8 protein-coding genes and 1 pseudogene are annotated in these 9,307 nt (G+C 58.5%); 5 read left to right on the top strand and 4 right to left on the bottom strand.

Annotated elements, in window-relative coordinates:
• The first annotated feature begins 205 nt into the window (after positions 1 to 205).
• The 3 genes and pseudogenes from L1249_RS11660 to L1249_RS11650 all read left to right on the top strand — a co-directional run bounded on the left by L1249_RS11660 (position 206) and on the right by L1249_RS11650 (position 3,047).
• On the top strand, positions 206 to 1,114 hold the full coding sequence (locus tag L1249_RS11660; RefSeq protein WP_044630519.1) for an MBL fold metallo-hydrolase: 909 nt from the start codon (positions 206 to 208) through the stop codon (positions 1,112 to 1,114).
• A gap of 29 nt (positions 1,115 to 1,143) precedes the next feature.
• Entirely contained in the window at positions 1,144 to 1,572 is a 429-nt protein-coding gene (locus L1249_RS11655) for a TIGR01244 family sulfur transferase (RefSeq protein WP_044630518.1), read from the top strand.
• A gap of 69 nt (positions 1,573 to 1,641) precedes the next feature.
• Positions 1,642 to 3,047: pseudogene (locus tag L1249_RS11650) on the top strand (SulP family inorganic anion transporter).
• Between the two features lie 10 nt (positions 3,048 to 3,057).
• On the opposite strand, the gene zigA reads toward L1249_RS11650, so the two are convergent.
• The 4 genes from zigA to L1249_RS11630 all read right to left on the bottom strand — a co-directional run bounded on the left by zigA (position 3,058) and on the right by L1249_RS11630 (position 6,741).
• A complete protein-coding gene (gene zigA, locus L1249_RS11645; RefSeq protein ID WP_044630517.1) occupies positions 3,058 to 4,284 on the bottom strand; it encodes a zinc metallochaperone GTPase ZigA in 1,227 nt (408 codons plus the stop codon).
• Between the two features lie 128 nt (positions 4,285 to 4,412).
• Complete coding sequence (locus L1249_RS11640) at positions 4,413 to 4,688, bottom strand: TIGR03643 family protein (protein ID WP_044630516.1); 276 nt, start codon at positions 4,686 to 4,688, stop codon at positions 4,413 to 4,415.
• 132 nt (positions 4,689 to 4,820) lie between these two features.
• Positions 4,821 to 5,435 carry a class I SAM-dependent methyltransferase gene (locus L1249_RS11635; protein WP_044630515.1) on the bottom strand — a complete coding sequence of 205 codons (615 nt, stop codon included), beginning with the start codon at positions 5,433 to 5,435 and terminating at the stop codon, positions 4,821 to 4,823.
• 361 nt (positions 5,436 to 5,796) lie between these two features.
• Positions 5,797 to 6,741 carry a helix-turn-helix domain-containing protein gene (locus tag L1249_RS11630; RefSeq protein ID WP_044630513.1) on the bottom strand — a complete coding sequence of 315 codons (945 nt, stop codon included), beginning with the start codon at positions 6,739 to 6,741 and terminating at the stop codon, positions 5,797 to 5,799.
• A gap of 212 nt (positions 6,742 to 6,953) precedes the next feature.
• Here L1249_RS11630 and L1249_RS11625 point away from each other — a divergent pair, with 212 nt between their 5' ends.
• Positions 6,954 to 8,360 (top strand): ethanolamine ammonia-lyase subunit EutB, encoded by a 1,407-nt coding sequence (locus L1249_RS11625; RefSeq protein WP_044630512.1) that lies wholly within the window; start codon positions 6,954 to 6,956, stop codon positions 8,358 to 8,360.
• Positions 8,361 to 8,397: 37 nt separating this feature from the next.
• Positions 8,398 to 9,204 carry an ethanolamine ammonia-lyase subunit EutC gene (eutC, locus tag L1249_RS11620; RefSeq protein ID WP_235253604.1) on the top strand — a complete coding sequence of 269 codons (807 nt, stop codon included), beginning with the start codon at positions 8,398 to 8,400 and terminating at the stop codon, positions 9,202 to 9,204.
• The last annotated feature ends 103 nt before the right edge of the window (positions 9,205 to 9,307 follow it).

Here is a 9,307-nt window from a genome sequence, read left to right as displayed (position 1 = left end):
GGATGCACCGGTTGACGGCGGGCTGAGGGCTCGCCGCGCCCAACCGGCCAGCAGGCAAGGCGTCAGAACCGCCTTGCAGAAGCTGAGGGGCAGGTTAAGAGCCACACAACAGCACCAACACCAACACCAACACAAGGGGGGGTGAAGAACCCACGCCTCAGCTCATCCATTAACCTCAAGTCCGACAGACTGCTAGGAGATAAGCATGAAGACCTTTGCCCTATCTCAAAGCACCGGTGCGGGGTCACCCGACGTAGCGGGCTTTTTTGATCCGCGCACCTTTAGCGTTCAGTACATCGTCAGCGACCCCGCTACCAAACAGTGCGCGATTATTGACCCGGTGCTGGATTTCGACGAGAAATCCGGCGCAACGGCGACTTTCTGCGCTGATGCGTTGCTGACATATGTAGAGGAAGAGGGGCTAACGGTGGCGTGGATTCTGGATACGCACCCCCACGCGGATCACTTTTCAGCAGCCCAGTACCTAAAAGAGAAGACCGGCGCACCGACGGCGATTGGCCAATACGTGACCAAGGTGCAGGCGCTGTGGAAGGAGATTTATCACTGGCCCGATATGGCCGTCGATGGTCGCCAGTGGGACAGGCTATTTGTCGAAGGCGATACGTTTACCATCGGTGAACTCAGCGCCCGCGTGCTTCACTCGCCTGGCCATACGCTGGCCTCTATTACCTATGTAATTGGTGACACCGCCTTTGTGCATGACACCCTGTTCCAGCCTGATTTTGGCACCGCGCGCGCCGATTTTCCCGGTGGGGATGCCAAGTCTCTATGGAACTCCATTCAGCAGATTCTCACGCTGCCGGACGATACGCGGCTGTTCACCGGCCACGACTATATGCCCGATGGCCGTGAGCCAACGTGGCAGAGCAGTGTCGATGAGCAGCGAGCCAACAACCCGCACTTGGTTGGCAAAAGCGAGGAGGAGTACATCGCCCTACGCCACCAGCGGGATAGCGAGCTACCCATGCCCAAGCTGATTTTGCACGCGCTGCAGGTGAATACTCGCGGTGGCCGTTTACCGGAACCAGAAGCCAACGGCAAGCGCTATCTAAAAATCCCCCTGGATGCCCTGGAAGGTGCGGCCTGGGATTGATGTTATCCAAACCAATAGGAGGTGTGGTCATGCAAACGAAGCCATTGGAGCCAGGCGTTGAGATCACCTCAGCGCTGGCGGTGGATGAGTTGGAAGAGGTAAAAGCGCGTGGTTTCAATGCGGTGGTGTGTAACCGCATCGAGGGTGAGAGCGAGGACTTTCCCGACGAGGCGCGCTACCGCGAAAAGGCCGAGCAGCTTGGGCTTGCCTGGGTGCATATCGCCGTGAAGCCAGGCGAGTACAGCGAAGCTGACATTCGCGCCTTTGCTGAAGCGCTCCAGCAGTTGCCGCGCCCGCTATTGGCATTTTGCCGCTCAGGTAAGCGGGCCACGCACCTGTGGGCCTACGCCAAGCGTCAGCACGAGCAGTGCGATTTGGCGGAGCTGTTTGCGGCGGCCCATGCGGCAGGGGTTGACTTGGAAGATCAGCGCCATGGCCTTGAACGAAGCGCCCAATAAAAAGCGAAGACGCGTGAAACCCTAGTACGAAGGCCCCGTATCAGCAGATACCTATTATGAGACTGCATCATGATCATTGAGCGCTGGGTGCCGCTAATCGGCTGGCTGCGAACGTATCATCGGGGCTTGCTCACGCGGGATGTACTTGCCGCGGTGATCGTCACGCTGATGCTGGTGCCGCAAGCGCTGGCCTACGCCATGCTGGCAGGGTTGCCGCCGGAAATGGGGCTCTATGCCAGCATGCTGCCGCTGGTGCTGTACGCCGTCTTTGGCACCAGCGCGAGTTTGGCAGTAGGGCCGGTGGCGGTGGCAGCACTCATGACGGCCTCAGCGCTGAGCAGTTTTGCCGCGCCGGGCAGCCCGGAGTATATCGGTGCGGGGCAGGGTTAATGGTCAAAGCCGCGCCTATTTCGGCCGTGGTAGTGACCACCCTGTTGGCCTGGGGCTTCCAACTAGAGCAGCGCGGGGTCGATTTGGTGGGCTTTGTGCCCAGTGGCCTGCCTGCCATTACGCTGCCGAGTCTGGATCAATCGCTGTGGCCCGGTCTGCTCCCGGCGGCGCTGCTGATCAGCTTGGTAGGGTTTGTAGAGTCGGTGTCCGTGGCGCAGACCCTGGCCGCCAAGCGTCGTCAGCGTATCGACCCCAACCAAGAGCTGATTGCGCTCGGCATGGCGAATCTTGGCGCTGGCATTAGCGGCGGCTCGCCGGTGTCGGGCGGTTTTTCGCGCTCGGTGGTCAATTTTGAAGCCGGGGCAGCAACGCCGCTGGCGGGGGCGTTTACCGCGCTTGGGATTGTGTTGGCCACGCTGCTACTCACCGACTTACTGGCCTTTTTACCCACCGCCACGCTGGCCGCCACGATTATCGTGGCAGTGGGGACGTTGATTGATTTGCCTGCGGTAAAGCGAACCTGGCAATACTCCAGCAGCGATGGGGTGGCGATGGTCGCTACTTTGCTGCTGACCCTTCTGCACAGCGTGGAAGTGGGCATTATCAGCGGGGTGGTGCTCTCGCTGGGGCTACACCTTTACCGCACCAGCCAGCCCCATAGTGCGGTGGTAGGGCGGGTGCCGGGCACCGAGCATTTTCGTAACGTGAAGCGCCATCAGGTCGAAACCGACGAGCATGTCGCCATGCTGCGCATCGATGAAAGCCTCTATTTTGCCAACGCCCGCTATCTTGAAGATACCGTCATGGCGCTGGCCTCCCGCTCGCCGTCGATCAAGCACATTGTGCTCACCTGTCAGGCAGTGAATGTCATCGATGCTTCGGCCCTGGAGAGCCTGGAGGCGATCAACGGTCGGCTGAAAGACGCCGGTGCCATGCTCCACTTGGCCGAGGTGAAAGGGCCGGTGATGGATCGCCTAACGCACACGGCGTTCTACCACGAGCTCACCGGCCAAGTGTTCTTTACCACCTATGACGCTTGGCAAGCGTTGGCGCATCCGGCCAGTGCTGGGGTGGTGTCGGTGTGACGTGGTTTTGTCACTCCCAGGCTGGGAATGGATCGGGCAGTTGCTGCCATACCTTCATACCTTCCAAAAGCTCCGCCTCGCTGAGCAGGCAGCTGTCCAGTGCTTCACGCATTCTGGCCTCATCTAGGTTTTGGCCGATAAATACCAGCTCCTGGCGCATATCGCCAAACGGCTCCTGCCACTTCTCCATAATGAATTGGCGATACTCTGGGTCCTCTGGCCAGTCGGTTTCTGGAATGGCTTTCCAAAACACGCCTGCCGGGCTGTGATGGGCAATGCCACCTGCCTGGCTCCACTGGCCCGCATAGCGAGGGCGGGTGGCCAGCCAGAAGAAACCTTTGGAGCGCAGCAGGCCTTTGCCAAACCATTCGGCGTTTAACAGGTCGTGAAACTTTTGAGGGTGAAAAGGGCGGCGAGCGTGGTAGGCGAAGCTGCCAATACCGTACTCTTCGGTTTCGGGGATGTGTTCGCCACGTAGCTCTTTCAGCCAGCCGGGCGCTTGCTGCGCGTGTTCAAAGTTGAACTTGCCTGTATTCAGCACTTTTTCTAGCGGCACGCCACCTTGGGTGATGGGCACGATGTCTGCGTCGGGATTGAGCGAGCGTAGAATCGCTTTCAAAGCGTCCAGCTCTTTCTCAGTGATCAGGTCGGTCTTGCTGATCAGTAGGACATTGCAAAACTCAATTTGGTCGACCAACAGGTCTGCGACGTTACGTTCGTCCTCTTCGCCCAGGCTCTCTCTGACCTCTTCAAGGCTTTGCGCTTCCTGGTATTGGGCGAGGAAGTTAGCCCCGTCCACCACCGTCACGAGGGTGTCTAGCCGGGCAACGTGGGAAAGGCTTTGACCACTCTCATCTTCAAAGGTGAAGGTTTCGGCGACAGGCAGCGGTTCAGAAATACCGGTCGACTCGATCACCAGGTAATCAAACTTACCTTCACGGGCCAGTTGGCTGACCTCGACCAACAGATCTTCACGCAGGGTGCAGCAGATGCAGCCATTGCTCATTTCGACCAAGCGCTCGTCTGCGCGGTTGAGCGCAACATTACTGTCGAGTGTTGACTCGCCTGGGCCGCCGCGTACCAGGGCACCATCGATATTGACGTCGCTCATGTCATTGACGATCACCGCCACCCGGAGGCCTTCACGGTTCGCCAGGATATGGTTGAGCACGGTGGTTTTGCCGGCACCTAAAAAGCCGGAAAGCACGGTCACGGGTAAGGGAGAAAGCAACGACATTGCCAAGACCTTTCATAGTATATGTTATGTGATAATATAACATTATTGGGGCGCTGAAAATGGTCTTCGCCTCTCTGTTCCTTCCTAGTGAGTAAGATAAGAGAGAGTGGGACAATAAGACAGTGGCGTTAACGTTTGTACTGGGTAGGGCAGTAGCCTCTCATCACATCGGGCGAGCGAAGCGACTGATGTTTGGTAGTGCGGCCCGTGACCCGCTTGCGCCATAGGCGGAATGAGCCTGGGGTCATCTGGTAGCGCATGACCTCGATCACATCGGGTTCCCCTAAACCAAATAGCCGTTCGATCGCTTCAAAAGGCGTGCGATCTTCCCAGGCCATTTCGATGACGCGAGACTGTTCGTCCTCTGGCAGGCGACGAAAGCGCTTTACGGCGGCTTTGGGCATGGCGCGTCCTCATCATTGACGTTTTCGAATAGAGAGCAGGCAAACCCCAGTGCCCCACGGGTTGTGCAACGTAAGCTATACACATTAATTTTATTGCATAGGTTTTTGCAAGCGATGAGCAATAAAACAGCGCTATTTGACGGCGAGCAGGGCACGAAACAGACCGTTCATGAGTACCGGCTCGTCTCGCTGAATACGAAAGCCAGCATGTTGGATCATGGGGCTGGCTTGACGCGTGATATCGGTCGCAATGATCGAAGTGAATACGTTCAACGTGCGGCGCCCCCACCCGGCAGGTTGGGTGTCGGGTTGGAATTTATCCATGACGCACAGTTGTCCGCCGGGTTTCAGTACGCGATAGGCCTCTGCCAAACCCTGCTCAGGGCGAGGCATGACCGCCAAAATCAGGTGCATGATGACGACATCGAAGTGTTCATCAGGATAGACGAGTTGGGTGGCGTCCATGACATGACAAGCCACATCACGCTGATAGCGCTCGGCCCTGGCGCTGGCGCGCCGGACCATCGCAGGGGTGAGATCGGTCAGGTGTATTTCTAACTCGTGGGGCAAAAAGGGGAGGTCCAGCCCCGTCCCTGCTCCCACCAAGAGAACGCGCATACCGGGTTCCCAGTCCACTTGGCTGAGCGCGACACGTCTTGGTCTGCGCAACGCGGGCGCTACGAGCGCATCGTAGAGAGGCGCGTAGGCGCTGTAGCGAAGACGATTCCAGGAAGTCGTGTTCAGCATAGGGCCTCGCAAGGTGGGAGTGAGCTGGGCGCCAGGACGGCGTCGAGTGTTGGGGCTGCCATGCTGAATGCAGCGCTCACTACCTATAGCACGAACCGTAGAGAAGCACCAAAGGTGCTGGCAACCCCGCCAGTCGCGTTGGGGGGGAGCGGATACGTTAGGCAGTGATAGCTCAAAAGAGTCGGGATAGTCGTGTTGGTTACTCTTCGGTGGAGGAATCTTGTCGAAAACGCGTGGCCAAGCTTTCTATGAGTTCTAGCATCAAACGGGCTTATGGGGCTGCTGTCTCAGCAGCCCTTTTTTAAGAAGGTAAACAGTGTCGTCAATGCATCCATTCTCATATATAAGATAAACGGCGATGCTAGGCTGGCCCCTGTAGTGTTTGCGAAGGGCACTCACCAAACTGCTGCTTGTAGTCGTGGGCGAACTGTCCCAAATGCCAAAAGCCCCAGTAGGTCGCGATCTCGGTGACCGTTTGGGTCGGCTCGGCCGCGCGTAATGCACGACGAACGCGATTCAGCCGCGTCAGTCTTAGAAACTGCAGCGGGCTGATACCTAAAATCGTCGTAAAGCTATATTGCAGCGTGCGTCGGCTCACATGTGTCAGTTCGCATAATGCTTCCATGGTAATCGGCGCTTCTAGATGCTCATCGACATACTGCTTGACCCGGTCGACGACGGCCTTTCGGTGAACGTAGCTAGGAGGCAGCTCTTTGCTGGGCTGCTGGGCATCCAGCAGCTCTAACAGGCCAGTCAAGAGAATATCCTGATGCAGCCTCTCGGCGATGGCGCTCTGCTGCTGGCCTAACAGGCGTTCCAAAAGAAACAGTAAGGCGCGCAGCGTGACAGGGTTCACATGACGGCGGGGCGCAGTCATCCACTGCTCATCCAGCGTGATGCCCTGGCGCTCGGCAGCGTCGTATAACGCCGGTAGACGTATCACCACCCCGTAAATATCGAAGCCTTCCGGGGTCACCAATTCAAAATCGCGCCCGCCGGGGCGGCACATTACTTGCTGTGTGTCGAGGGGTTGTCCATTGATACGCGACCCCGCCGAGCGGGGTGGAATCCCCAGCCACAGTGAGTCCTCCCACACCCGACACTCCTGACGCAGCGCTTGGCCCGTGTGTTCTTTGAAGACTTGAAGGGCAGGCAGCACAATTTCATCCAGCCGACCGTAAAAGCGGCCTGGGGTGAGCTGGTCGTACTGCTGCTGCCAGCGGGTCAGATTTTGCGCATGCTCATCGGCATCGAAGGCTTCTTGAATGCACTTTTTTGGTGCGCTTTGAGTCGGCGTCGAGGACATCACCCGCTCCTAGTGGCGTGACCGACTAGCGTCCACGCCTTGTTGTCGTTATTAATCCACTGTTTCTTATTGGTTTTTATATCCTTGGTGTGTTTTGCCAAAACTCGATACTCCCCGTTAAGTGATAGCGCTATTGTGAGAACAAGCAAGTTTTGTTCCTCAACGCGCATACCGCGCCTTGAGTATCGAATAGGTAAGAGAAGGGAAGGCCCATGGCGCAGACCTATCACACCACGGTGGGAAGCCGCCGCTATCGCTTTAGCGGGCTCGCCGAACTGATGGCCAAAGCCACGCCGCCGCGCTCGGGCGACCGACTTGCGGGGGTGATGGCCGACTCCGCAGAAGAGCGAGTCGTCGCCCAAATGGTGCTGGCGGAGCTACCGCTCACCACCTTTTTGAACGACGCGCTGATCCCCTACGAGCAGGACGAAATCACCCGTCTGATCATCGACGACCACGATGCAGAGGCATTTGCACCGCTAAAGCACCTCACCGTAGGCGATTTTCGCAACTGGCTGCTCTCTGACCACGCCACCAGCGAAGCGCTGTCAGCTGCCTGCCCCGGTATTACACCGGAAATGGCCGCGGCGGTGAGTAAGCTGATGCGCAACCAAGACCTCATGCTGGTGGCCAAAAAGTGCCAAGTGACCACCGCGTTTCGTAACACCATCGGCCTGCCGGGGCGGCTTTCGACCCGCTTACAGCCCAACCACCCCACCGATGACGTCACCGGCATCGCGGCCAGTATTCTCGATGGCCTGCTGTATGGCAGCGGCGATGCGGTGATCGGTATCAACCCGGCCACCGATAACGTCGCACAAAGCATCAAGCTGATGCGCCTGATGGACGACGTGATCCAGAAATACGAGATCCCCACCCAATCCTGCGTGCTGACCCACGTCACCAATACGCTAGAAGCCATCGAGAAGGGCGCACCGGTAGACCTGGTCTTTCAATCCATCGGCGGCACCGAAGCCACCAACCGCAGCTTTGGGTTCGATTTGAGCACCCTGGCGGAAGCCGAAGCCGCCGCGCAAACGTTGAACCGAGGCACCGTGGGTCGCAACGTGATGTATTTCGAAACTGGCCAGGGCAGTTCGCTCTCCGCCGACGCCCATCATGGGCTCGACCAACAAACCTGCGAAGCACGGGCCTACGCCGTGGCGCGCAAGTTCAATCCGCTGCTGGTCAACACGGTGGTGGGGTTCATTGGCCCCGAGTATCTGTACGACGGCAAAGAGATCACCCGCGCCGGCCTTGAGGATCACTTCTGCGGCAAGCTCTTAGGTGTGCCGATGGGGTGCGACGTGTGCTACACCAACCACGCCAACGCCGATCAAAACGATATGGACAACCTGCTGACGCTGTTGGGTGTGGCGGGCTGCAACTTCGTGATGGGCATCCCCGGCTCTGACGACATCATGCTCAATTATCAAACCACGTCGTTTCACGATGCGCTCTATGCCCGCCGGGTGCTGGGGCTAAAAGCCGCGCCAGAGTTCGAGCAGTGGCTGGCCAAGATGCAGATCTTCCAAGATGTGAGCACCCATCGTCTTAACGACCAGCTGCCCGCCGCCTTTGCCAACAGCCTGCGCCACTTGCCGAAGGGGAGCGACTAAGATGCCTAAGCAACCCACGTAGGAAACCACTGCGCCGATCGTCATTGAGAACCCCTGGGAGCGCCTGCGCGCCTTTACCGACGCGCGCATTGGTTTGGGGCGCGCGGGGGTGAGCCTGCCCACCAAACAGCTGCTCGCGTTTCAGCTCGCCCATGCCCAGGCCCAAGATGCGGTTCACTGCCCGCTGGAGTGTGAGGTGCTCGCCGATGAGCTGACCCAGGCGCTTGGCTTGAGCACCGCACCGCTTGCGGTACACAGCCGTGCAGAGGACCGTGCGATGTACCTGCAGCGGCCCGACTACGGCAGACGCCTCAACGAGGCATCCCGAGAGGCGCTGCAGCAGGCGGCAGAGAGCGGCCAACGGTTCGATTTGGCGGTGGTGATCGTCGATGGCCTCTCGGCGCTGGCGGTGCAGCAGAACAGCGCCCCGTTTCTTACCGCGCTGTATGACGCATTCGGGCGCGACAAGAACGAATGGCAGCTCGCACCGCTGACACTGGTGGAACAAGGGCGCGTGGCGATTGGCGACGAAGTAGGCGCGCTGCTCAACGCAGATGCGGTGCTGGTCATGGTTGGCGAGCGTCCTGGCCTTAGCTCACCAGATAGTTTGGGGCTGTACATGACCTGGGCCCCCGAAGTGGGTTTAAAAGATGACCGACGTAACTGTATCTCCAACGTACGCCCGGCTGGGCTTGCGTATGAAGAGGCGGCCCGGCGCTTGCTGCTGCTGTTAACCGAGGCGCGGGAGCGCAAGCTCTCCGGCGTGAAGCTAAAAGACCGCAGCGAAGACAACGTCTTGGAGGGCGGCAGCGGTTCAACTCGTAATTTCCTTGTGGCTGATTGACGGTAACAGCCGCAAAAACGCGGACGACACTTTTAATAACAACGCTGACGACATTTTCAATAACACCGCTGACGGCTCTCCCAATAACAAGACGGAACCAGGA

It is taken from the genome of Halomonas sp. Cn5-12 (assembly GCF_021532545.1).
GTDB classification, from domain to species: Bacteria; Pseudomonadota; Gammaproteobacteria; order Pseudomonadales; family Halomonadaceae; genus Vreelandella; species Vreelandella aquamarina.
The sequence above is the reverse complement of the archived record's forward strand: the minus strand, read 5'-3'. Positions and strand labels throughout refer to the sequence as shown.

Coding starts and splice junctions, on each gene's coding strand:
- L1249_RS11630 (WP_044630513.1), bottom strand. CDS start 6,741: ATGTCCTCGACGCCGACTCAAAGCGCACCAAAAAAGTGCATTCAAGAA.
- L1249_RS11635 (WP_044630515.1), bottom strand. CDS start 5,435: ATGCTGAACACGACTTCCTGGAATCGTCTTCGCTACAGCGCCTACGCG.
- L1249_RS11640 (WP_044630516.1), bottom strand. CDS start 4,688: ATGCCCAAAGCCGCCGTAAAGCGCTTTCGTCGCCTGCCAGAGGACGAA.
- L1249_RS11655 (WP_044630518.1), top strand. CDS start 1,144: ATGCAAACGAAGCCATTGGAGCCAGGCGTTGAGATCACCTCAGCGCTG.
- zigA (WP_044630517.1), bottom strand. CDS start 4,284: ATGTCGTTGCTTTCTCCCTTACCCGTGACCGTGCTTTCCGGCTTTTTA.
- L1249_RS11660 (WP_044630519.1), top strand. CDS start 206: ATGAAGACCTTTGCCCTATCTCAAAGCACCGGTGCGGGGTCACCCGAC.
- L1249_RS11625 (WP_044630512.1), top strand. CDS start 6,954: ATGGCGCAGACCTATCACACCACGGTGGGAAGCCGCCGCTATCGCTTT.